The following is a 22854-nucleotide window of genomic DNA, read 5'->3' as shown; positions in this document are numbered from 1 at the left end:
ACCTATTCTTTATCATTAGCATAAGCGGGTAAAAAAGTTTCCATCAAAAAAGAAGTATCATAATCACCAGCAATAACATTTGGATTAGAAATTAAGTCCAGTTGAAACTCTGCATTCGTAACCACACCAGTTACTTCAAATTCATACAGAGCACGCTGCATTTTCATTAAAGCATCAAAGCGGTTTTCTCCATGAACGATGATTTTGGCAATCATACTGTCATAATAAGGCGGAATAGTATAGTTATTGTACATAGCACTATCAACACGTAAACCAACGCCACCACTTGGTAAAAAGAGATCTTCAACTTTACCTGGGCTAGGTGCGAAATTAAATTTAGGATTTTCTGCATTAATCCGACATTCAATAGCATGCCCTGAAATAACAATATCTTTTTGTTGATAAGTCAATTCTTGACCAGCAGCAATTTTAATCTGTTCTTTAACGATATCAATACCAGTCACAAATTCTGTTACAGGATGTTCGACCTGAACACGTGTGTTCATTTCCATAAAATAGAATTGCCCTGAAGCCTCATCCAAGAGAAATTCAATTGTTCCGGCATTTTCATAAGCAACCGCTTTAGCGGCACGAACTGCTGCATCACCCATTTTACCACGAAGTGTTTTCCCAATAGCTATAGAAGGGCTTTCTTCTAAGACCTTTTGATTATTACGTTGCAATGAACAATCACGTTCACCAAGATGAATAATATTGCCAAAAGAATCCCCCAGTATTTGAACTTCTATATGGCGAGCGGGATAAATGACTTTTTCCAGATACATAGCGCCATTGCCAAAAGCTGATAGAGCCTCTTGAGAGGCTGACTCAAAAGCTGCTGTTAGATCTTCCTTTTTATCAACCTTACGGATGCCCTTACCACCACCACCAGCAGAAGCTTTCAGCATAACAGGATAGCCAATATCTTGGGCAATTTCTAATGCTTCTTGGGCAGTAAAAACTTCCCCATCTGACCCTGGAATAACAGGAACCTTGGCTTTAAGCATTTCAGAACGTGCATTAATTTTATCACCCATTTTGTCCATAACAGATGCAGATGGACCAATAAACTTAATACGCATCTCTTCACACATAGTTGCAAATTTAGAATTTTCACTTAAAAAACCAAAACCTGGATGAATAGCTTCAGCCCCAGTTACAATAGCTGCTGATAAAATAGCATTCATATTAAGGTAAGAATCCGTTGATTTAGCCGGTCCAACACATACAGCCTCATCTGCTAAGAGGGTGTGAAGCGATTCTTTATCTGCTTCTGAATAAACTGCAACAGTCACAATTCCTAATTCTCTGGCTGCTCGAATGATACGCACAGCGATTTCACCACGATTGGCAATCAAAATTTTCTTAAACATAAAATAAGATACCAAAGGCTAAAAAAACAAAACGGAAATAGAAAATCTGCAGAAATCTCTCTAATGATACAAGCAAATTATTCTTTTCACAATGTCTTTAGCCCGGATTCAATTCCTTTCCGTGTATTTGTGGGAACAAACTCTTAAAAACTAGCAGTTATAGAATTTCAATTTCCAATGGCAAAAGTTAAGGTACCACTTGCAGCCAATTTCCCATCTACTTCTGCCTTAGCTTCAACTACTGCAATTGTTCCACGACGCTTAACAAACTTAGCCGTCATAATAAGTTGATCTCCAGGAACAACTTGTTTTTTAAATTTCACCTTATCCATACCTGCATAAAAGACAAGTTTCCCTGTATTCTCTTTTTTTGATAATTCCAGAACACCTGCTGTTTGTGCCAATGCTTCCATAATCAGAACACCCGGCATAACAGGATATTGGGGAAAATGACCATTGAAAAAGGGTTCATTAATGGTTACATTCTTAATGGCAACAATTTCATCATCACTAACTTCAAGAACACGATCAACCAATAACATTGGATAACGATGAGGAAGAGCTTCACGAATTTTGCTAATGTCAATCATTTGATACGTACCAATCCCTTTCCAAATTCAACGACTTCCTCATTAGCCACTAAGATCTCAGTGACAACGCCATCTTTTGGTGCTGGAACTTCATTCATAACCTTCATAGCTTCAATGATAAGTAAAGTCTGTCCTTTTTTAACACTGTCGCCAACTGAAATAAAAGCTGGCTTATCAGGAGCTGAGGCTAAATAAGCTACACCAACAAGCGGACTTTCAACAATTTCCCCTTCAGCTGTTTCAGCTACTGGAGCTGCCGCTGTGCTTTCTTCATTTTTAGAGATAGCTGGTACCGCTTCAGCGTCTACCGATGCAACAGTCGAAACTGAATTAGCAGCAGGAACGGGGACTGTTTGGACTGAACTGATAGAGCCCTGCCTATTTTTTGAAAAAGACAATTCATCTGTCCCATTCTTATAAGAAAATTCTCTCAGACTTGACGTATCAAATTGTGCCATCAAATCTTTAATTTCTGAAATATTCAAAATTAATCCTCCCAACGCTTAAAGGCAAGAACGGCATTGTGTCCGCCAAATCCAAAGGTATTTGAGATAGCATATTTGATATCTGCTTCTTGACCTTGACCATAAACAACATTCGCTTCAATATCTTCTGAAAGTTCCTTAGTGCCAGCTGTCATAGGTACAAAATGATTGCGAATTGCTTCAATAGTGGCAATAGCCTCAACACCGCCAGCAGCACCAAGAAGATGGCCTGTGAATGATTTTGTAGAAGAGACAGGTACATCTTTACCTAAAACAGCAACGATTGCCTTGCTTTCTCCTTTTTCATTGGCCTGTGTTGATGTACCATGAGCATTAACATAATTGACTTCCTCTGGTGAGATACCTGCTTCATTAATTGCTAATTTAATAGCCTTAGCAGCACCCGAACCATCAGGAGTCGGTGTTGTCATATGGTAGGCATCACAGTTACTTCCATAACCAACAACCTCTGCCAAAATCCTAGCCCCACGTTTTTGAGCATGTTCAAGACTTTCCAGAATAAGAACGGCAGCACCTTCACCCATGACAAAACCATTGCGATCTTTATCAAATGGAATAGCTGAACGCGCTGGATCTTCTGTTGTAGAAAGAGCAGTCAAAGCGTTGAAACCACCAATACCAATCTTAGTAATGGATGCTTCTGAACCACCTGCAAGAATCACATCATGAAAACCGTATTTAATTTCACGGAAAGCTTCACCAATAGCATCATTAGCTGAAGCACAAGCTGTAGTAATGGATTTGCAGACTCCTTGTGCGCCAATCTTGAGGGCAATATTTCCAGCTCCCATGTTAGACAGAGCTTTAGGGATAAACATTGGTTTAATGCGTTTCATGCCACGCTCATGCATACGAATGATTTGATCTTCTAATTCTTGTAAACCACCAATACCTGAGGATACAATAACACCAACACGATCACGAATTTCTTGTGCCATGTCAAGTGCAGCATTTTCAATAGCTTCCATGGCTGCATAAATGGCATAAAGAGAGTAAGTATCCATACGATTTTTATCTTTTTTAACAAAGTATTTATCAAATGGAAAATCTTGAATTTCGCCTGCATTGAAAACAGGAATTTCTGAAGCATCAAACTTAGTAATTGGTTTAATACCGATTTTACCATCATGAAGACTATTCCAAAAATCTTCTGGTGTATGTCCGATTGGCGATGTTACGCCGTAACCTGTCACTACAACTCTTTTTAATGTCATACCTTTTCTCCTTTTATTGGGGGAATATATTCTAAATTTAAAAATGCATCATTGCATGGTCATGCCGCCATCAATAGCAATAACTTGACCTGTCAGATAATCTTGTTGAGCTAAAAATATAGCAACTTCAGCAACATTTTCAGTCTTTCCAAATGTTTTCATTGGAATTTGATTTAACATAGCGTCTTTCATCTTATCTGGAATACGTTCAGTCATCTCAGATTCAATAAAACCTGGTGCAATAGCGTTAACACGTACATTTCTAGCCGCGACTTCACGAGCAACTGCCTTGGTAAAGCCAATCAAACCAGCTTTAGAAGCTGCGTAATTAGCCTGACCAACGTTTCCAGCAAGTCCAACAACACTAGACATATTAATGATAGCACCTTGGCGAGCTTTGGTCATTGGTTTCAAAACAGCTTTAGTCATGTTAAAGCTACCTGTCAAATTGATCTTAAGAACCCTTTCAAAGTCCTCTTCTGTCATCTTCAACATCAGCTTATCATTGGTAATTCCAGCATTATTAACCAAGATATCAACGCTTCCCAATGCTTCAGTAGCTTCATCAACCATACGTTTAGCATCTTCAAAATGAGAGACATCACCTGAAATTGTCGCTACTTTGACACCATAATCTTTAAATTCAACTACTAGGTCCTGAGAAATTTCTGAGCGACCATTTAATACAATATTAGCTCCCGCCTGAGCAAATTTATGAGCAATAGCTAGACCGATACCACGAGTTGAACCTGTGATAAAAACATTTTTATTTTTGATTTCCATCTAAAACACCTCTTCTAGTTATCTAAGAAAGCCTGCAAACTAGCTAAGTCTTCAACAGCTGAGATCTTTGCAGATTTATCAATCTTTTTCACAAAACCACTCAAGACCTTACCAGGTCCAATTTCAACATAGTTATTCACACCAAATTTTTGCATTACAGCAATAGATTCATAGAAACGAACAGGTTCCTTAACTTGACGAGCAAGCAAAGATTTAATCTCATGTTCCTCCATAATTTCAGCCTCAGTGTTTCCCACTAGTGGAAGCGTGAAATCTGAAAACTTAATATTTTCCAAAGCTTGAGCCAATTTTTGACTAGCAGATTTCAAAAGAGCCGTATGAAAGGGACCAGAAACTTTAAGAGAAATCAAACGTTTACTACCAGCTTCCTTTAAAAGTTCCACAGCATAATCAACAGCTGCCACTTCACCACCAATAACAATTTGTGTAGGAGTATTATAATTAGCTGGACTAACAATGCCTTTAGAGCTGGCTTTCTGGCAAATCTCTTCAACGAGCCTAGGGTCAGTATTCATAACAGCAACCATTTTCCCCACTCCAGCGGGTGCTGCTGTTTCCATAAATTCACCACGTTTGGCAACCAAGGCTAAGGCATCTTCAAATGAAATGGCACCGGCTGCAACAAGAGAAGAGTATTCTCCTAGTGACAGTCCAGCAACAATGTCTGGTTGATAACCTTTTTCTTTCAAAAGACGATAAATAGCTACTGAGGTTGTTAAAATCGCTGGCTGTGCATAACGTGTTTGATTTAGCTTTTCTTCATCATTATCAATCAAAGCACGAACATCATATCCCAAAATTGAATGAGCGGTTTTAAAAGTCTCTTTGACAACTGGGTAAATTTCATACAAATCACTTGCCATACCAAGTTTTTGAGTTCCTTGGCCAGCAAATAAAAATGCTGTTTTTGTCATTATTATTTCTCCACGTCTGCCCAGCGTGCTGCTTCAGCCTTAATGACTTTTGCTGCACCATAATATAAATCTTTCAAAATTTCTTCACAAGTTTCTTCTTTAGTAACAAATCCTGCAATTTGACCTGCCATAACAGAACCATTATCAACATCGCCATCAACAACAGCATTGCGAAGAGCTCCAGCACCAAGAACTTCAATATCTTCTTGACTCTTTTCACCACGCAAGAATTCTTTTTCTGCAGTTGCATAGGCAGAAGATAATTTATTTTTGATTGCACGTACAGGATGACCAACAATAGACGCGGAAATAACAGTATCAATATCTTTGGCTTTTAAAATTTTCTTTTTAAAATTCGCATGGGCATTCGATTCTTTGGCAACTGCAAAACGTGTTCCTACCTGAATGGCTTCAGCACCAAGCATAAATACTGCCGCTGCACCACGACCATCGGCTACACCACCAGCTCCGATAACAGGAATGTTGACGGCATCTACAACTTGACGCACTAAAGTCATTGTTGTTAATTTACCAATATGTCCACCTGCTTCCATTCCTTCAGCAATAACGGCATCAGCACCTAATTTTTCCATACGTCTAGCAAGAGCAACACTAGGAACAACAGGAATGACAGTAATACCTGCTTCATGGAAACGTTCTATATATTTACCTGGGTTACCTGCACCAGTTGTGACAACTTTGACACCTTCTTCAATAACCAAGTCAACAATATCATCAGCAAAAGGAGATAAAAGCATAATATTGACTCCAAATGGTTTATTTGTCACAGCTTTGATCTTGTCAATATTCGCCTTAACAACTTCTTTGGGCGCATTTCCACCACCGATAATTCCTAAACCGCCAGCTTTTGATACAGCTCCCGCTAAATCACCATCAGCTACCCAAGCCATTCCTCCTTGAAAAATAGGATATTCAATATCTAATAATTCTGTAATACGCGTTTTCATTTTAAATTAAACTCTCTAAGTTTTTCAATCAATAATTTGACAGTCAAACTATTATAATAAAGAAGAAAGAATATTCTTACAAGAATACTCTCAAAATACTACTTATTTTGTTTTTTCTTCAACAAAAGCAACTAAATCACCAACTGTGTTAAGTCCATCTTCAGATTCGATTTGAATGTCAAACTCATCTTCAATTTCGGAAATAACTTGAAAGACATCAAGGGAATCTGCATCAAGTTCATCAAAAGTTGTTTCTAATTTAACTTCATCTGTATCTTTGCCGAGTTCCTCAACAATAATTTCTTGTACTTTTTCAAATACTGCCATTTTCTTTCTCCTTTATAAGAAATAATTTTTTATATACTGTGCCAAGCACAATTGTATAACTAAATTTTAACAATTAAACTGCCCCATGTCAAACCCCCACCGAACCCGCTCAGGAGAACAGTGTGTGAACCATTTAGCTCTATAGTTCCATTTTCGACACATTCGGCTAATAAAATAGGAATACTTGCTGCACTGGTATTACCATACTTCATCATATTAGCAGGAAATTTTTCTCTATCAGCGCCAATTTTTTTAGCCATTTTATCCAAAATACGAATATTAGCCTGATGTAATAAGAAATAATCAATCGCTTCTACAGGCATATCTGACTTCCTAATGAGCGTCGAAATACTTTTTGACACATCACGAATAGCAAAGTCAAATATAGCTCGACCATCCATTTTTAGAAAACAGTTATCTTTTTTATCAACCTGTGAAAAGGGTGACGAAACAGCGTGTTCACCTGATGTCAAACTTTCACCACGACTGCCATCTGAATGAATAGATTCAAATAAAAAATGTTCAGAAGAATCTGCTTCTAAAAGAACACCGCCAGCTCCATCTCCAAAAAGAACAGCTGTTGTTCGATCCGACCAATCGATGATTTTAGATAGAACTTCTGCACCGATAACTAAACCTTTCTGGTACTGACCGGATTTAATCATTTTTTCCGCAGCTGAAAGTGCAAAAATAAATCCACTGCAGGCGGCAGTTAAATCGAAAGCAAAAGCATTCACTGCACCAATTTTCGCTTGGACACAAGCAGCTGTTGATGGCATCATTGCATCCGGAGTAATTGTAGCAACAATAATAAAATCAATCTCTTTCGCCTTTAATGAGGCTTTTTTTAAAAGTTCTTTAGCTACCTGACTGGCTAAGTCACTGGTATCTTCGGATTGACTAATACGGCGCTCTCTTATTCCCGTACGACTTGTAATCCATTCATCACTGGTATCCATTATTTTAGATAAATCATCATTGGTGACAACCTGTGATGGTACATAATATGCTGCTTGACTAATCTTTGCAAAAGTCATTAAACTAACCCCTCAAGAAATTGATGAAGGTTTCTTAGCCCCTTCTCCAAAGCACCAAGCTCCGTCGCATCCATTGCTTCTGTGATTCGATTAACCACATTTTTATGAAACCTATTATGTAAACGATAAAGCAGTCTTCCTTTTTGTGTCAGGGTTAAATAAACAACGCGCCTATCAAGTTGTGAACGCGTCCGTTCAATATAACCTTTTTTTTCAAGCTTATTTAAGCTGGTCGTAACCGTTCCCAAAGTTACTAATAACTCATGAGCAATATCACTCGGTGTCACATTGGCATTTTTTCCAATAATATCTACCGTATGCATCTCTTTTAAAGACACATCGTTAAATTGACTTGTTTTCAAGCTCATCTCTTCGATAATCATAATTTTATTGAAAATATCAACTAAATAGGTATTAATTTGTTTATAATCCAATATGTCACCTCCCACACATAAATAAACTTTGACTATCAAAGTTTATCAAAAGATGACCCAAATTGCAAGTTTATTTAAAATTAAATTATAAAAACAGAAGAGTGAGACAAATTTCTATGATTACTATGCAATCACCCACAAAATAGTGTAAATTTATAAGATTACGTATAAAAATTAAGAAATTGTCATTTCATTGCGACTTCAATTAGGTATAAGTTTGATCCTAAAAAAACCAAGATGTGAAAATTTAATCAACCACTGCACAATAAAAAGGCGGAACATTTTTGTCCCAGCCTATACTTACACTTTTAACAGAGCAATCAAGAATATTACTTTCCTGTAAATTTAGGACGGCGTTTCTCTGTATAAGCACGCACTCCCTCTTTAAAATCATTTGTAAATGCTAATGACTTTTGCAATTCTAATTCTAGATCCTCATATTCCTGCCAACCTGCAAATGAACTTTGCCAAACCATTTCTTTAATGGCTTTATAAGAATTAACTGAGCCACGTTTCAAACGTGTAATGACACGATCTGTTATTTTTTCTAGTTTCTCTGGCTCACAGACTTTGTAAACAATACCGTATTCCAAAGCTTTCTCTGCATTTAAAGCTTCACCGGTCATGGCAAGTTGTGTTGCACGAGTAATACCAATGGCTCTCGTTAATAAGAAAAGTCCTCCGGCATCAGGGGCCAAACCGACATTCACAAAGGCTTGAATAAAGCGTGTTTTGTCACTGGCAATACAAAAGTCTGCAGCTACCGCTATATTAGCTGCAGCACCTGCAACTGCACCATCTGTACTCATGACAACCGGCTTAGGTAAACGTTTTAAAGCAAAAGAAATTTTATTGACAAGTTCTGCAATGCGAACAAGAGATTGTACATCATCTGCATCAACAGCTCTTTGCATCTCAACCAGATCGCCACCAACTGAAAAGACTTTCCCATTGGCATTAATCAGTAAAATTTGTACTGTGTCATCCTTTTTAGCAATATCAATGGCCTTCAAAATTTCCTCACAAATAGGGATATTAAATCCATTAGAAACCTCCGGACGATTCAGCGTTAAAGTCGCTACACCATTATCCACATTGTACAGAATTTCCTTAAAATCCATCTTCTTATTTCTCCATCTCTAATTCAAAATGATTAAATATTAAGATAATCAAATTGTCTGCTTACTTGACAAAAATAGTTTGAAAATCAAAGTTCCTAACTTCTACATTTTATCATAAAAATAAGGAGTTCTCAAAAATAAAAATAGTTTTTTTACGCTTTTTATTTTAAAAGAAAATCAACCACTTCTGTCAAATTAGAAAACAAGCGACTAGCAGCTCTTTGATTAAGTCCAAATGTTCTGTCTTTGATAGCCCAAACTTCTATGCCAGCAGATACTCCAGCAGCAATCCCTTTCTCACTATCTTCAATAATCAGTAATTCTGATTTAGGAAAACCCAACTGATAGGCAGCTTCATTATAAATCGCAGGATGGGGCTTGCTCTCAGGAAATTCTTCTCCCGATAAAACAAGGTCAAAATAATCATAAATCCCTGTCTTATTGAGCGCCAGTAAGATATCTGATTTAGTTGAACTAGATGCTAAAGCTATTTTAAATTGATGCTGCTTGAGTTTTTCTAAAATGACTTTAACATCGGGAAAAATCAAATTTTGGTAAGGCAGAGGATGTTTATTTTTATAACTAGTATAATCCTTTTGTAACTGTTCAACATCCCAGTTAGCATAATCATCTTCCAATATCTTTTGCCAAACCTGCTTCATATTCCCCCCAATAAAGAATGCTGGTGGTATATGTTTGATGGAAATTCCTTTATCATTTAAAAAAATTTCTCGCCTTCGATAATAAAAACCTTCTGTATCAAAAAGAACACCATCCATATCAAAAATGACTGCTTTAGTTGCCATCACTACCTCTTTCTTTTCTTTATTTTACCATAAAAAATACTGACAAATTTTCTGAATTTTGCTATAATTTATGTAACTTTATTGATTTTGGAGAAAATATGAAAGTCGTAAAATTTGGTGGTAGTTCATTGGCCTCTGCAACACAATTAGAAAAAGTTCTGAATATCATAAAATCAGACGAAGAGCGACGCTTTGTTGTTGTTTCTGCTCCGGGTAAGCGTGACGCCCAAGATACAAAAGTTACAGATGCTCTCATTAGATACTATAGATCTTATACTTCAGATAAAGACGTTACTGCTGACCAATCTTGGATTATCAACCGCTACCGTGCTATTATTGATGAACTTGGCCTTGGTCAAAATATCTTAGAAAAAATTACTAAAGCTATTGTTGATCTTGCAAATTTGCCTATTGAAGATAATGATTTCCTATATGATACTTTCCTAGCCGCAGGTGAGGACAATAATGCCAAATTAATTGCCGAATACTTCAGGAAAAATGGGCTCTCTGCTCGTTATATTCACCCTAAAAAAGCAGGTATCATTGTTACAAGTGAACCCGGTAATGCTCGGATTATTCCATCCAGTTATGATAAATTAGAAGAATTGCGAGATAGTGACGAAGTTTTAGTTATTCCTGGTTTTTTTGGTGTCACAATTGATAACCAAATCTGTACTTTTTCGCGCGGTGGTTCTGATATTACTGGTTCAATTGTCGCAGCGGGTGTTAAAGCTGACCTTTATGAAAACTTTACCGATGTAGATGGTATCTTTGCAGCTCACCCAGGGGTTGTGCATAAGCCACATTCTATTTCAGAACTAACCTATCGTGAAATGCGTGAATTGGCTTACGCAGGCTTTTCAGTACTCCACGACGAAGCCTTAATCCCTGCCTATCGCGGAAAAATTCCCCTTGTTATTAAAAATACAAATAATCCCGAACATTCAGGCACAAAAATTGTTCTTGCGCATACTGGTGCCACTATACCAGTTGTTGGTATTGCCGGAGATGATGATTTTGTCAGTATTAATCTTTCCAAATATCTGATGAATAGAGAAATCGGTTTTGGTCGCAAAGTTCTTCAAGTTTTAGAAGAATTGAACATTCGTTGGGAACATATTCCGACCGGTATTGATGATATGTCAATTATTTTAAGAGGCCGTGAATTGACCCCTATAAAAGAGCAAGAAATCATCTCACAATTAACTCGTAAATTAGAAGTTGACGAAGTTGAAATTGAACGCAATCTTTCTATTATCATGATTGTCGGAGAAAATATGAAAAATCACATTGGGGTGACTGCCAAAGCTGCTGAAGCATTTTCCAAAAAGCATATTAACTTGGAAATGATTTCCCAAGGTTCCAGTGAAGTATCCGTTATGTTTGTTATCAAAACTGAACAAGAAAAACAAGCAGTTAGAGCCTTATACCAAACATTTTTTATGAAAGATGAGTAAATAGTTATTTTAATAGGCCAATATTTTTAACTCTATAATTCTTTTAGTAAGTAAATTGCTATAGAATTTCGGAGTTTTTTTATGCCGTAATAAATTGCACTTTCCCATGTTCATTCATAATCTAACCTAAATAAACTAACTTCTAAAGTTACAGAGCATTTTATACGAAACTTCAATTTTTATACAATTCATATAATGTTAAATATTTTTAGTCAACGATTCTTCCTAATATTAACATCATATTTGAATAATTAATTAGGCCTTATCATTTTGAATACCAAAAAAAGAAGATTAAGCAATCCTCTCTAAATGTCAGTATAAGTCAACCCACTATGTTGACAATAAGTCTATATCTCTTCACTACAATTAATAAAGGACTATAATCGGGAAGACAGGATTCGAACCTGCGACCCCTTGGTCCCAAACCAAGTACTCTACCAAGCTGAGCTACTTCCCGTAAAACCTCTCCTCATCATTAAAGTGTGCTAGTCCTTTACTAACCCCACTCATGCACCCTGCAGGATTCGAACCTGCAACCGCCTGATTCGTAGTCAGGTACTCTATCCAGTTGAGCCAAGGGTGCTCCTTCTTATTTATGCCGAGGACCGGAATCGAACCGGTACGAAGGTTCCCCTTCGCAGGATTTTAAGTCCTGTGCGTCTGCCAGTTCCGCCACCCCGGCCTCCTAAAGCGAACGACGGGATTCGAACCCGCGACCCCCACCTTGGCAAGGTGATGTTCTACCACTGAACTACGTTCGCAATGCCGGCTACATGACTTGAACACGCGACCCTCTGATTACAAATCAGATGCTCTACCAACTGAGCTAAGCCGGCCTATCTCCTCTATATGCGGGTGAAGGGACTTGAACCCCCACGCCCTTAAGCGCCAGATCCTAAATCTGGTGCGTCTGCCAATTCCGCCACACCCGCATCTCTTGATGACCCGTACTGGGCTCGAACCAGTGACCCTTTGATTAAAAGTCAAATGCTCTACCAACTGAGCTAACGAGTCGATGATCCCTCTCTTTTCAGAAAAAGACGGTCCCGACGGGAATCGAACCCGCGATCTTCGCCGTGACAGGGCGACGTGATAACCGCTACACCACGGGACCTCTAACTAATCACTTTAGTTACTTAGTTATGGGAGTTAACGGGCTCGAACCGCTGACCCTCTGCTTGTAAGGCAGATGCTCTCCCAACTGAGCTAAACTCCCTCTTGCTAAGCGATGACCCTATCTCACAGGGGGCAACCCCCAACTACTTCAGGCGTGCTAGGGCTTAACTGCTGTGTTCGGCATGGGTACAGGTGTCTCCCCTAGGCTATCATCACTTAACAAGCGTGATCGCTCACTCACGATTGAATAGCTAGCCACTGAAACCGACGCTGCGCCTGCTTTCTTTAAAAAATGGTACTCGGGCTAAATCCTTGGAAAAAAGAGAAATGGTCTGGTGTCCATCAAACACTGCACCCATTTCCTATTTTTCAGGCGGATTTTACGCCCTTAGTCACTTATTTTTGGATAAGTCCTCGAGCGATTAGTATTGGTCCGCTTCACGTCTCACAACGCTTCCACTCCCAACCTATCTACCTGTTCTTCTCTCAGGGCTCTTACTAACTGAACGTTATGGGAAATCTCATCTTGAGGGGGGCTTCACACTTAGATGCTTTCAGCGTTTATCCCCTCCCTACTTAGCTACCCAGCGATGCTCTTGGCAGAACAACTGGTACACCAGCGGTAAGTCCACTCTGGTCCTCTCGTACTAGGAGCAGATCCTCTCAAATTTCCTTCGCCCGCGACGGATAGGGACCGAACTGTCTCACGACGTTCTGAACCCAGCTCGCGTGCCGCTTTAATGGGCGAACAGCCCAACCCTTGGGACCGACTACAGCCCCAGGATGCGACGAGCCGACATCGAGGTGCCAAACCTCCCCGTCGATGTGAACTCTTGGGGGAGATAAGCCTGTTATCCCCAGGGTAGCTTTTATCCGTTGAGCGATGGCCCTTCCATACGGTACCACCGGATCACTAAGCCCGACTTTCGTCCCTGCTCGACTTGTCTGTCTCGCAGTCAAGCTCCCTTATACCTTTACACTCTGCGACTGATTTCCAACCAGTCTGAGGGAACCTTTGGGCGCCTCCGTTACACTTTAGGAGGCGACCGCCCCAGTCAAACTGCCCGTCAGACACTGTCTCCGTAGATGATCAACCTACCGGGTTAGAGTAGCCATCACACAAGGGTAGTATCCCAACATCGCCTCCAAGTAAACTAGCGTTCACTCTTCCTTGGCTCCTACCTATCCTGTACATGTGTAACAGATACGCAATATCAAACTGCAGTAAAGCTCCATGGGGTCTTTCCGTCCTGTCGCGGGTAACCTGCATCTTCACAGGTACTAAAATTTCACCGAGTCTCTCGTTGAGACAGTGCCCAAATCATTACGCCTTTCGTGCGGGTCGGAACTTACCCGACAAGGAATTTCGCTACCTTAGGACCGTTATAGTTACGGCCGCCGTTTACTGGGGCTTCAATTCACACCTTCGACAAACGTCTAAGCGCTCCTCTTAACCTTCCAGCACCGGGCAGGCGTCACCCCCTATACTTCATCTTGCGATTTCGCAGAGAGCTGTGTTTTTGATAAACAGTTGCTTGGGCCTTTTCACTGCGGCTGACTTATCGCCAGCGCCCCTTCTCCCGAAGTTACGGGGCCATTTTGCCGAGTTCCTTAACGAGAGTTCGCTCGCTCACCTGAGGCTACTCGCCTCGACTACCTGTGTCGGTTTGCGGTACGGGTAGAGTATTCATTAACGCTAGAAGCTTTTCTTGGCAGAGTGACATCACTAGCTTCGCTACTAAACTTCGCTCCCCGTCACAGCTTGGTGGCGCAGAACTAAGCATTTGACTCAGTCCTCACCTCACTGCTTGGACGTGCTCTTCCAATCGCACGCTCTAGTTAGCCTGCTGCGTCCCTCCTTCACTCAATACTCTAGTACAGGAATATCAACCTGTTGCCCATCGGATACACCTATCGGTCTCTCCTTAGGTCCCGACTAACCCAGGGCGGACGAGCCTTCCCCTGGAATCCTTAGTCTTACGGTGGACAGGATTCTCACCTGTCTTACGCTACTCATACCGGCATTCTCACTTCTATGCACTCCAGCGCTCCTTGCGGTACACCTTCTGCGCACATAGAACGCTCTCCTACCATCCCCTAAGGGATCCACAGCTTCGGTAAATTGTTTCAGCCCCGGTACATTTTCGGCGCAGGGTCACTCGACTAGTGAGCTATTACGCACTCTTTGAATGAATAGCTGCTTCTAAGCTAACATCCTAGTTGTCTGTGCAACCCCACATCCTTTTCCACTTAACAATTATTTGGGGACCTTAGCTGGTGGTCTGGGCTGTTTCCCTTTCGACTACGGATCTTAGCACTCGCAGTCTGACTGCCGGTCTTAACTCGTTGGCATTCGGAGTTTATCTGAGATTGGTAATCCGGGATGGACCCCTCAATCAAACAGTGCTCTACCTCCAAGAGTCTCGCGACCGACGCTAGCCCTAAAGCTATTTCGGAGAGAACCAGCTATCTCCAAGTTCGTTTGGAATTTCTCCGCTACCCACAAGTCATCCAAACACTTTTCAACGTGTCCTGGTTCGGTCCTCCAGTGCGTTTTACCGCACCTTCAACCTGCTCATGGGTAGGTCACTTGGTTTCGGGTCTACATCTACGTACTTAACCGCCCTTTTCAGACTCGGTTTCCCTACGGCTCCGTCTCTTCAACTTAACCTCGCACGTAAACGTAACTCGCCGGTTCATTCTACAAAAGGCACGCTCTCACCCATTAACGGGCTCGAACTTCTTGTAAGCACACGGTTTCAGGTTCTCTTTCACTCCCCTTCCGGGGTGCTTTTCACCTTTCCCTCACGGTACTGGTTCACTATCGGTCACTAGGGAGTATTTAGGGTTGGGAGATGGGCCTCCCAGATTCCGACGGGATTCCTCGTGTCCCGCCGTACTCAGGATCCTGCTTGGCATCAAGTGAATTTCAAATACGAGGCTCTTACTCTCTCTGGCGACTCTTCCCAGAGTCTTCTTCTATTCCCTTGGCTGCTTTATCGCAGTCCTACAACCCCAGAGTGTAAACACTCTGGTTTGCCCTCCTGCCTCTTCGCTCGCCGCTACTGAGGCAATCGCTCTTGCTTTCTCTTCCTGCAGCTACTGAGATGTTTCAGTTCACTGCGTCTTCCTTCTCATAACCTTAACAGTTATGGATAACAGGCATTACCTGTTGGGTTCCCCCATTCGGATATCTCTGGATCAAGGCTTACTTACAGCTCCCCAAAGCATGTCGTCGTTCGTCACGTCCTTCATCGGCTCCTAGTGCCTAGGCATCCACCGTGCGCCCTTATTAACTTAACCTTATTTCTCGTTTCTCTGGCTTTTCAGCGTCTCGGTTTCTTTTTTGTTTCCCTATAGCTGCGCTATAGGGCTTTTACTAGCTATTCAATTGTCAATGAACCATCTCTAGGATACTTAACATATCCTAAGTGGATTTTATAGACTTCCTTGTCTTAAACAAGATATGAAGTTGAACTCCAGACTGACTTCTTAGAAAAATAGATAATCTTCTACAGAAGTATTCGCAAGCGAACCGTCTGTTAGTATCCTGTTTTAATGGAGCCTAGCGGGATCGAACCGCTGACCTCCTGCGTGCAAAGCAGGCGCTCTCCCAGCTGAGCTAAGGCCCCACTTACCCTCTCAAAACTAAACAAGAAGTTCCCCCTAATGTGCTTTGCGTTTTTCCTTAGAAAGGAGGTGATCCAGCCGCACCTTCCGATACGGCTACCTTGTTACGACTTCACCCCAATCATCCATCCCACCTTAGGCGGCTGGCCCCTAAAAGGTTACCTCACCGACTTCGGGTGTTACAAACTCTCGTGGTGTGACGGGCGGTGTGTACAAGGCCCGGGAACGTATTCACCGCGGCGTGCTGATCCGCGATTACTAGCGATTCCGACTTCATGGAGGCGAGTTGCAGCCTCCAATCCGAACTGAGATCGGCTTTCAGAGATTAGCTTGCCGTCACCGGCTCGCAACTCGTTGTACCGACCATTGTAGCACGTGTGTAGCCCAGGTCATAAGGGGCATGATGATTTGACGTCATCCCCACCTTCCTCCGGTTTATTACCGGCAGTCTCGCTAGAGTGCCCAACTTAATGATGGCAACTAACAATAAGGGTTGCGCTCGTTGCGGGACTTAACCCAACATCTCACGACACGAGCTGACGACAACCATGCACCACCTGTCTCCGATGTACCGAAGTAACTTCCTATCTCTAAGAATAGCATCGGGATGTCAAGACCTGGTAAGGTTCTTCGCGTTGCTTCGAATTAAACCACATGCTCCACCGCTTGTGCGGGCCCCCGTCAATTCCTTTGAGTTTCAACCTTGCGGTCGTACTCCCCAGGCGGAGTGCTTATTGCGTTAGCTCCGGCACTAAGCCCCGGAAAGGGCCTAACACCTAGCACTCATCGTTTACGGCGTGGACTACCAGGGTATCTAATCCTGTTCGCTACCCACGCTTTCGAGCCTCAGCGTCAGTGACAGACCAGAGAGCCGCTTTCGCCACTGGTGTTCCTCCATATATCTACGCATTTCACCGCTACACATGGAATTCCACTCTCCCCTTCTGCACTCAAGTCAGACAGTTTCCAGAGCACACTATGGTTGAGCCATAGCCTTTTACTCCAGACTTTCCTGACCGCCTGCGCTCCCTTTACGCCCAATAAATCCGGACAACGCTCGGGACCTACGTATTACCGCGGCTGCTGGCACGTAGTTAGCCGTCCCTTTCTGGTAAGCTACCGTCACTGTGTGAACTTTCCACTCTCACACACGTTCTTGACTTACAACAGAGCTTTACGATCCGAAAACCTTCTTCACTCACGCGGCGTTGCTCGGTCAGACTTTCGTCCATTGCCGAAGATTCCCTACTGCTGCCTCCCGTAGGAGTCTGGGCCGTGTCTCAGTCCCAGTGTGGCCGATCACCCTCTCAGGTCGGCTATGTATCGTCGCCTTGGTAAGCTCTTACCTTACCAACTAGCTAATACAACGCAGGTCCATCTACTAGTGATGCGCTTGCATCTTTCAATCAATTATCATGCAATAATTAATATTATGCGGTATTAGCTATCGTTTCCAATAGTTATCCCCCGCTAATAGGCAGGTTACCTACGCGTTACTCACCCGTTCGCGACTCAAGAAAACACGGTGTGCAAGCACAGTGTGTTCCCTTGCGTCCCACTTGCATGTATTAGGCACGCCGCCAGCGTTCGTCCTGAGCCAGGATCAAACTCTCATTTAATCGTTTGAGTTCTTTCTCATTACTGTCCACTGACAGATTTATGTTTCGTTCTTTGACAGGTCACATTTCTTTATGTCACCCTGCACTTTGGTTGGTTCGTCTTCTTGTTCAGTTTTCAAAGGGCTCTGCCTCTTTCTGAGACAACTTCTTTATTCTACCAGCTCTTCCCCCCCTTTGTCAATAGCTTTTCTCGCTTTTTTTCTGTTTTATTTTGGGGTGGAGAAAATAAATCCTAATATTAATGCCAGACAAAGATTGCTGAGCTATCCTTACATAAAACCCAAGGACGGACTGAGATTAATACAATTATGAAATCAGACAAATTCCTCATCATCGGCCTTGGTAATAATGCGATAGAAGCCCATACGAAAGTGAACATATATTAAGATAGGTCAACCTACTACAGTTGACAAGATTCCCTAAAAAATCGCCACAAAGGTGATGGTTTCTCGTAATAACATCTTGACGGTCAGTAACTACGTCATCTCAGTTACCTCAAACTTAGGGTACGTCAGAAACCTTCCTGTCCTCAGATGTTAATTGACTTTACTATTTTTATCCAAGCCTAAGTTTCGGTCTATTTCCTCGCTAGACAGGACATTCTCTCCACTAAGCAGGAGATTTTCAAAAAATACAGTCAAAAACTCGAGACGTTTTTGCAAAATTTTGGCATTATCCAAAACTAAGGCATCTCGGAAAAATTCAGCATGCTTTTGAAAGGGCGTATTATCAACTTTAAAATCAAATTCGCGTAAATACTTGATTAGAAAAACTGTCGTCGTTCTAGTATTCCCCTTTCAGAAAAGATGAATCTGCCAAATGTCTAAAATAAAGGGTTGAATGTGCTCAACCATGGCTTCTTTTGAAAGCCCAAAGTATTGGAAAAACTTTCTTCTGTTGAAAATCATAATCAAATGTTGTTTGAATTATCTAAAAATCAGCATAGACAACACTTTCACCATTCAGTACGTCTTCTTTTTTAGAAATATTTGTTTGACGAAACTAACCAATGAGAATGGAACAACCAAAAATATTCTGAAACAGTTCACACCAAATTGTCAGCAAGATAGCTGGACTAAAGCTAAACCCGATGCTATGCAATACGCAAGGAAACCAAATCAGCCTCAGCCGTGCTGTCATCCGTTGATTTGTGATAATCAATGATTCCCTCATAGACCTATTCATAAGAATAATCTCCATGCGCCTGCTTCTCAGCCAATTCTTCCATATAAGCTGATGGCGTTAAGCCATCCACCTGCTGAAAGACCAAAACTTGTCTGCCAAAGTTCAAGGTTGGTCTGATAAGGTAAATTGGGATTATCAATGTTGTATGTTGCTTTCATGGACGAACTCTTTCCTTTGTTAAAATCAGTGCCAGACATTTTTATAAAAAATTCTCCACCTTTATTATCTTTTATTATACTAAAAAACAAACCCAACCTTTAAAGGGTGCGACAAAAACCAGAAGTGTTTATTTCAGGATTTTTTGAAATTTCAATCCACGCACCCGTGAAGGGTGCGACCTTTCTACCTCTCCTTCATATTCCAGCCATCTTATTTCAATCCACGCACCCGTGAAGGGTGCGACTCAATGATTACTGCTTGGTAATTCTTTTTCAGTATTTCAATCCACGCACCCGTGAAGGGTGCGACTTGTTGTTGGGTTAGTTATGCTCTTTTCGAGCTCTATTTCAATCCACGCACCCGTGAAGGGTGCGACTTAGTGTTTATTACTGCAGTCAGTCGCACTGTAATTTCAATCCACGCACCCGTGAAGGGTGCGACTGATAAATCTTCTGATTGGATAGACATTTCAAATTATTTCAATCCACGCACCCGTGAAGGGTGCGACTGGGACAGGTCGAGATAATCAACTAACAAATGCAATTTCAATCCACGCACCCGTGAAGGGTGCGACGGCGCGTAGTTGCACCGTTTGTGACTAAAATCGAGAATTTATTAAACCAATTGGCTCAATAAAAACTGAATTTTTATCACTATAGTTCTGGTTTTGTGCGCGAATGTCTCTGGTTTTGATGTGCAACCCAGATTCGCACACAAATTTTTATAAAAGCAGTATCCCCACATCGGGGTCATAACTGTCATCTCGGCCCATCGTTTCTACCCGATTTTGCCAATTTTTGCCAAGTAAATAAAATCGGATGCTGTCTGATTCTTGGTCAATGATTGTTGAGAGTTCATTTTTAATCTCTACAAATTCGGCTGGTGTCACTGAACACTCAAAAACCGAATGTTGCACACGCTGACCATAATCAACACAGAGTTTTGCGACATGTCGTAGTCGTTTCCTTCCTGCTACAGTCTCCGTATTGACATCATAAGTCACTAAAACCATCATAAATTTGCTCCTAGATTAAGAATGGTGGATAAGATTCTAATTCTCCACGAATAGCTTTAGATAGTAGCTGAGCTTGTACATAAGGTAACAACATTAACTTGACTTTTTCCTTGGTGAAAGGGTGTTCAACCTCCGTATGCTTGCGCTTTTGCCACGCTTCAATAAAAATAGCACGTCCTTTTTCAGTCAAAATAACACTGCCATTTTCCTTAATGTCAAAGTGCTTTTTGCTTAATTGTCCTTTATTTATCAACGAAAAAACAAATCTATCAACAATATAAGAACGAAATTCTTCCACTAAATCCAAAGCTAAGCTGGCACGACCAGGTCTATCTGTATGGTAAAATCCGACATAACTGTCTAATCCAACCGCCTCTAAGGCAGACTGACACTCATAAGTCAACATACTGTAACCAAAGGATAAAAGTGCATTAACACAATCTTGCGGCGGCCGTCGTGTCCGTCCCTTAAATTGAAATGTCTGCTTATCTGTCAAGACTAAATCATTAAAAGCACGGAAATAGTGGTTAGCAGCTTGACCTTCAATACCAAGTAAAGTATCCTTATCTCTTGCAGTAGCCACCATTTCCAGAGCAAAAGTCAACTCAGTATTGACTTCCTCAAAAAGTTGTTGATTTATTTTGGCTCGATGGTCACGCCGAAACCGTAATAGATACTTTCTGGCATTTGAAATCTTTGCCAGAATAAACCGTTTGGCATACGCCAGAGAAAGGTCATTATCAGCTAGCCTATACTGCTGACGTCGTAAAAGGATTGCCATTTGCCGGCCCAACGAAACGGCCACAAAATCGTCCCTGAGGCGTATGAAAGGAAAGGTTAATTTGATTTTTGGCACAAAGTTCAATCAAAGATGGTGAGGCACCTAGGTATGAAAAACAAACGATGCCATAAATGATCCGATAGGGGAAACGATGAACAACAGCTCCCTCTTGCTTGATAACAATATTATCTCGCTCACGCGTTAAATAAAAATTATCTTGTGTGAGATATAACGTATTTAACAATTTTTTCATAAACTCTCCTCACTCATCACATGCCGCTTGATGTAATTAGCTACATTGCGAGATTTCTTACTTAGACGCGGTTTACAAATATCTACTAAAGAGCATAACGGACAATTTTTAAAATATTCAGCCTTGTCTATGATTTTATTATCATAATAATAATGCATTTGTCCGGCTAAATCAAAAACTTCTTGACGCAATGCCTCCGTAATTTCAATGACCTTTTTTTGATTCACGCTATGGTAATAAAGACAGCCAGTCTCAATAGGACACCCAAACGTTTCCTCAAGACAAATGGTCTGTGCTACCAGCTGAACAATATCGCGAGTATCTCTTTTGGGTTTTCCCCGCTTATACTCAACAATACGGGGCAGCCACTTTCCTCTTTTGCCTTTCAAAGTAACACCATTTTTATCTTTATGAAATTCCACAACATCGAGAATTCCATAAAGACCAAGTGTTTTTGAGGAAACATGCATGGCCCGCGAAGTGATAATATCCTTTCGCTTTTCCCTAATATAAGGATTATCCGCCTTTTGGTGCAAAATCTGGCCATGAGCTGTAGCTTCATTTTCAGCCCATTGCTGCTCGATGTGAATTAGCCCCCACTGTCTTTTACAAAATTGAAAATGCTGGATACCTGATAACATCAAATAATCATCTTCTGCATAAGCCATATTACAGCCCTTCTATAATTTCAACCTGTAAACCTTTTGCTTCATATTCTGCCAGTTCTTCTTGATTAAGATGGATAGCATAGTCTTCGTAGCTGTCTTTATCCTGCTTCTCCTTATCAAATTCTAATAAATCAAAGACACGCGCACTAGAAACATTGCCTAGCTTGTTGGAGTGAGTAAACCAGAAGACCTCACGAACACGCATTGACCCTTCCGGACGGGCAGAAGAGGCATCATTTTCAAAGAGACTGACTAGCACTTCTTTGATAATTTCTGCATCAGCATCAGAAAATCCTGTTTTTTCAGCAAAATTTGGATTAATCGAACCTTTGATGACATAAACACCGTAATCCACAAAATGTTTTGTTCCCATAGTACTAGATTCTAACTCAGTTTTACTATTCAATTCACTATTTGTACTTTTGGTAATTTGCATACTTTGAGTTACAACCTTTTCTAAGCTTTTCGCCCAAGAAATAGATACAGGACCCCGAACATTAGCAGCAGAATAACCGTCAAAAGCAAACACCTGACCAAAGCTACGAACATCTAACCACTCTGCATTTATTTGTTTTACAAAATTCTCAACTGACTTTTTCTTCTTACTCCCCTCTTTAACAGTATCAAAGAACTCTTTATTCTCTAAACGTTGTTTCAAGGAATAAATACAATCATCGACCCGATCCCTAGCTTGTACAAAAATAGGCTGTCCCATATCCTGCATTCGATTTCTGATTTTACGCTTAATGGAAACGTCACTCATCAAGCCATAGTCCTTAGCGTCTGTTCTGGGCATATTGCCTGATAAGGGGTCTCCGTTTGCATTCGCTTCTCTCACTTCAACTGTTACCATAAAATCAATTTTTTGTTCCAACAT

16 protein-coding genes, 10 tRNA genes, 3 rRNA genes, 2 pseudogenes and 1 CRISPR repeat array are annotated in these 22854 nt (G+C 41.0%); of the genes and pseudogenes, 1 reads left to right on the top strand and 30 read right to left on the bottom strand.

Translation table 11 applies throughout. The features are described from left to right. Window positions 1-2: 2 nt before the first annotated feature. The 12 genes from accC to FNL60_RS02305 form a co-directional block, all read right to left on the bottom strand. Complete coding sequence (gene accC / locus FNL60_RS02360) at window positions 3-1373, bottom strand: acetyl-CoA carboxylase biotin carboxylase subunit (RefSeq protein WP_002271042.1); 1371 nt, start codon at window positions 1371-1373, stop codon at window positions 3-5. A gap of 167 nt (window positions 1374-1540) precedes the next feature. Further along, a complete protein-coding gene (gene fabZ, locus FNL60_RS02355; protein ID WP_002262539.1) occupies window positions 1541-1963 on the bottom strand; it encodes a 3-hydroxyacyl-ACP dehydratase FabZ in 423 nt (140 codons plus the stop codon). Next, window positions 1960-2448, bottom strand: a complete 489-nt coding sequence (gene accB, locus FNL60_RS02350) for an acetyl-CoA carboxylase biotin carboxyl carrier protein (protein ID WP_002262538.1) — start codon at window positions 2446-2448, stop codon at window positions 1960-1962. The genes fabZ and accB overlap by 4 nt, the downstream gene beginning before the upstream one ends. A gap of 2 nt (window positions 2449-2450) precedes the next feature. After that, a complete protein-coding gene (gene fabF, locus FNL60_RS02345; RefSeq protein WP_002262537.1) occupies window positions 2451-3683 on the bottom strand; it encodes a beta-ketoacyl-ACP synthase II in 1233 nt (410 codons plus the stop codon). 48 nt (window positions 3684-3731) lie between these two features. Next, window positions 3732-4466 (bottom strand): 3-oxoacyl-[acyl-carrier-protein] reductase, encoded by a 735-nt coding sequence (gene fabG, locus FNL60_RS02340; protein ID WP_002280167.1) that lies wholly within the window; start codon window positions 4464-4466, stop codon window positions 3732-3734. Window positions 4467-4480: 14 nt separating this feature from the next. Continuing rightward, window positions 4481-5401 carry an ACP S-malonyltransferase gene (gene fabD, locus FNL60_RS02335; RefSeq protein WP_002280166.1) on the bottom strand — a complete coding sequence of 307 codons (921 nt, stop codon included), beginning with the start codon at window positions 5399-5401 and terminating at the stop codon, window positions 4481-4483. Window positions 5402-5403: 2 nt separating this feature from the next. Continuing rightward, window positions 5404-6369 carry an enoyl-[acyl-carrier-protein] reductase FabK gene (gene fabK, locus FNL60_RS02330; RefSeq protein ID WP_002262534.1) on the bottom strand — a complete coding sequence of 322 codons (966 nt, stop codon included), beginning with the start codon at window positions 6367-6369 and terminating at the stop codon, window positions 5404-5406. A gap of 102 nt (window positions 6370-6471) precedes the next feature. Next, window positions 6472-6696, bottom strand: coding sequence for an acyl carrier protein (locus tag FNL60_RS02325; RefSeq protein WP_002262533.1), 225 nt, complete (start codon window positions 6694-6696; stop codon window positions 6472-6474). A gap of 59 nt (window positions 6697-6755) precedes the next feature. After that, the gene (locus FNL60_RS02320) at window positions 6756-7733 is read right to left on the bottom strand and encodes a beta-ketoacyl-ACP synthase III (protein WP_002266866.1); all 978 of its coding nucleotides are present in this window, start codon (window positions 7731-7733) and stop codon (window positions 6756-6758) included. After that, window positions 7733-8167, bottom strand: coding sequence for a fatty acid biosynthesis transcriptional regulator FabT (gene fabT / locus FNL60_RS02315; RefSeq protein ID WP_002262531.1), 435 nt, complete (start codon window positions 8165-8167; stop codon window positions 7733-7735). The genes FNL60_RS02320 and fabT overlap by 1 nt, the downstream gene beginning before the upstream one ends. A gap of 329 nt (window positions 8168-8496) precedes the next feature. Continuing rightward, window positions 8497-9288 carry an enoyl-CoA hydratase gene (locus tag FNL60_RS02310; protein WP_002262530.1) on the bottom strand — a complete coding sequence of 264 codons (792 nt, stop codon included), beginning with the start codon at window positions 9286-9288 and terminating at the stop codon, window positions 8497-8499. Between the two features lie 161 nt (window positions 9289-9449). Beyond that, on the bottom strand, window positions 9450-10094 hold the full coding sequence (locus FNL60_RS02305; protein ID WP_002262529.1) for an HAD family hydrolase: 645 nt from the start codon (window positions 10092-10094) through the stop codon (window positions 9450-9452). Between the two features lie 98 nt (window positions 10095-10192). Between FNL60_RS02305 and FNL60_RS02300 the strand changes: the two genes are divergently transcribed. Continuing rightward, window positions 10193-11551 (top strand): aspartate kinase, encoded by a 1359-nt coding sequence (locus FNL60_RS02300; RefSeq protein ID WP_002280165.1) that lies wholly within the window; start codon window positions 10193-10195, stop codon window positions 11549-11551. A 383-nt stretch (window positions 11552-11934) separates the two neighbouring features. Here the strand turns inward: FNL60_RS02300 and FNL60_RS02295 are convergent. The 18 genes and pseudogenes from FNL60_RS02295 to cas7c form a co-directional block, all read right to left on the bottom strand. After that, window positions 11935-12008: transfer RNA gene (locus FNL60_RS02295), tRNA-Pro, on the bottom strand. Between the two features lie 52 nt (window positions 12009-12060). Then, window positions 12061-12134, bottom strand: a tRNA-Arg gene (locus FNL60_RS02290). Window positions 12135-12147: 13 nt separating this feature from the next. Next, a tRNA-Leu gene (locus tag FNL60_RS02285) sits at window positions 12148-12233 on the bottom strand. Between the two features lie 7 nt (window positions 12234-12240). Further along, window positions 12241-12312: transfer RNA gene (locus FNL60_RS02280), tRNA-Gly, on the bottom strand. A 2-nt stretch (window positions 12313-12314) separates the two neighbouring features. Further along, a tRNA-Thr gene (locus FNL60_RS02275) sits at window positions 12315-12387 on the bottom strand. Window positions 12388-12401: 14 nt separating this feature from the next. Continuing rightward, window positions 12402-12483, bottom strand: a tRNA-Leu gene (locus FNL60_RS02270). Between the two features lie 9 nt (window positions 12484-12492). After that, a tRNA-Lys gene (locus tag FNL60_RS02265) sits at window positions 12493-12565 on the bottom strand. Window positions 12566-12592: 27 nt separating this feature from the next. Then, window positions 12593-12665: transfer RNA gene (locus FNL60_RS02260), tRNA-Asp, on the bottom strand. Window positions 12666-12694: 29 nt separating this feature from the next. After that, a tRNA-Val gene (locus FNL60_RS02255) sits at window positions 12695-12767 on the bottom strand. Window positions 12768-12771: 4 nt separating this feature from the next. Next, window positions 12772-12887, bottom strand: a 5S ribosomal RNA gene (gene rrf, locus FNL60_RS02250). Window positions 12888-13069: 182 nt separating this feature from the next. Further along, window positions 13070-15970 (bottom strand): 23S ribosomal RNA (locus FNL60_RS02245). A gap of 256 nt (window positions 15971-16226) precedes the next feature. Next, a tRNA-Ala gene (locus tag FNL60_RS02240) sits at window positions 16227-16299 on the bottom strand. A gap of 60 nt (window positions 16300-16359) precedes the next feature. Then, window positions 16360-17916 (bottom strand): 16S ribosomal RNA (locus FNL60_RS02235). Together the 16S, 23S and 5S rRNA genes with 10 tRNA genes alongside form the textbook arrangement of a ribosomal RNA operon. Before the next feature lie 536 nt (window positions 17917-18452). Beyond that, a pseudogene (locus tag FNL60_RS10350) lies at window positions 18453-19259 on the bottom strand (Fic family protein). A gap of 148 nt (window positions 19260-19407) precedes the next feature. Further along, window positions 19408-19834: a CRISPR direct-repeat array (repeat unit 32 nt; unit sequence ATTTCAATCCACGCACCCGTGAAGGGTGCGAC). A gap of 147 nt (window positions 19835-19981) precedes the next feature. Then, the gene (cas2, locus tag FNL60_RS02215; protein ID WP_002263664.1) at window positions 19982-20275 is read right to left on the bottom strand and encodes a CRISPR-associated endonuclease Cas2; all 294 of its coding nucleotides are present in this window, start codon (window positions 20273-20275) and stop codon (window positions 19982-19984) included. Window positions 20276-20285: 10 nt separating this feature from the next. Continuing rightward, a pseudogene (gene cas1c, locus FNL60_RS02210) lies at window positions 20286-21309 on the bottom strand (type I-C CRISPR-associated endonuclease Cas1c). Then, window positions 21306-21977 carry a CRISPR-associated protein Cas4 gene (gene cas4 / locus FNL60_RS02205; RefSeq protein ID WP_002263665.1) on the bottom strand — a complete coding sequence of 224 codons (672 nt, stop codon included), beginning with the start codon at window positions 21975-21977 and terminating at the stop codon, window positions 21306-21308. Before cas4 ends, cas1c begins: the two are co-directional and overlap by 4 nt. A gap of 1 nt (window position 21978) precedes the next feature. Continuing rightward, complete coding sequence (cas7c, locus tag FNL60_RS02200; protein WP_002268386.1) at window positions 21979-22854, bottom strand: type I-C CRISPR-associated protein Cas7/Csd2; 876 nt, start codon at window positions 22852-22854, stop codon at window positions 21979-21981.

It is taken from the genome of Streptococcus mutans (assembly GCF_006739205.1).
Lineage (GTDB): Bacteria > Bacillota > Bacilli > Lactobacillales > Streptococcaceae > Streptococcus > Streptococcus mutans.
The sequence above is the reverse complement of the archived record's forward strand: the minus strand, read 5'-3'. Positions and strand labels throughout refer to the sequence as shown.

Excerpts from the sequence above, each read along its gene's own strand:
- FNL60_RS02310 (WP_002262530.1), bottom strand. The coding sequence starts at position 9,288 with ATGGATTTTAAGGAAATTCTGTACAATGTGGATAATGGTGTAGCGACT.
- fabG (WP_002280167.1), bottom strand. The coding sequence starts at position 4,466 with ATGGAAATCAAAAATAAAAATGTTTTTATCACAGGTTCAACTCGTGGT.
- fabZ (WP_002262539.1), bottom strand. The coding sequence starts at position 1,963 with ATGATTGACATTAGCAAAATTCGTGAAGCTCTTCCTCATCGTTATCCA.
- FNL60_RS02300 (WP_002280165.1), top strand. The coding sequence starts at position 10,193 with ATGAAAGTCGTAAAATTTGGTGGTAGTTCATTGGCCTCTGCAACACAA.
- fabF (WP_002262537.1), bottom strand. The coding sequence starts at position 3,683 with ATGACATTAAAAAGAGTTGTAGTGACAGGTTACGGCGTAACATCGCCA.
- fabK (WP_002262534.1), bottom strand. The coding sequence starts at position 6,369 with ATGAAAACGCGTATTACAGAATTATTAGATATTGAATATCCTATTTTT.
- cas2 (WP_002263664.1), bottom strand. The coding sequence starts at position 20,275 with ATGATGGTTTTAGTGACTTATGATGTCAATACGGAGACTGTAGCAGGA.
- accC (WP_002271042.1), bottom strand. The coding sequence starts at position 1,373 with ATGTTTAAGAAAATTTTGATTGCCAATCGTGGTGAAATCGCTGTGCGT.
- FNL60_RS02305 (WP_002262529.1), bottom strand. The coding sequence starts at position 10,094 with ATGGCAACTAAAGCAGTCATTTTTGATATGGATGGTGTTCTTTTTGAT.
- cas7c (WP_002268386.1), bottom strand. The coding sequence starts at position 22,854 with ATGTTGGAACAAAAAATTGATTTTATGGTAACAGTTGAAGTGAGAGAA.
- fabD (WP_002280166.1), bottom strand. The coding sequence starts at position 5,401 with ATGACAAAAACAGCATTTTTATTTGCTGGCCAAGGAACTCAAAAACTT.
- FNL60_RS02320 (WP_002266866.1), bottom strand. The coding sequence starts at position 7,733 with ATGACTTTTGCAAAGATTAGTCAAGCAGCATATTATGTACCATCACAG.
- FNL60_RS02325 (WP_002262533.1), bottom strand. The coding sequence starts at position 6,696 with ATGGCAGTATTTGAAAAAGTACAAGAAATTATTGTTGAGGAACTCGGC.
- cas4 (WP_002263665.1), bottom strand. The coding sequence starts at position 21,977 with ATGGCTTATGCAGAAGATGATTATTTGATGTTATCAGGTATCCAGCAT.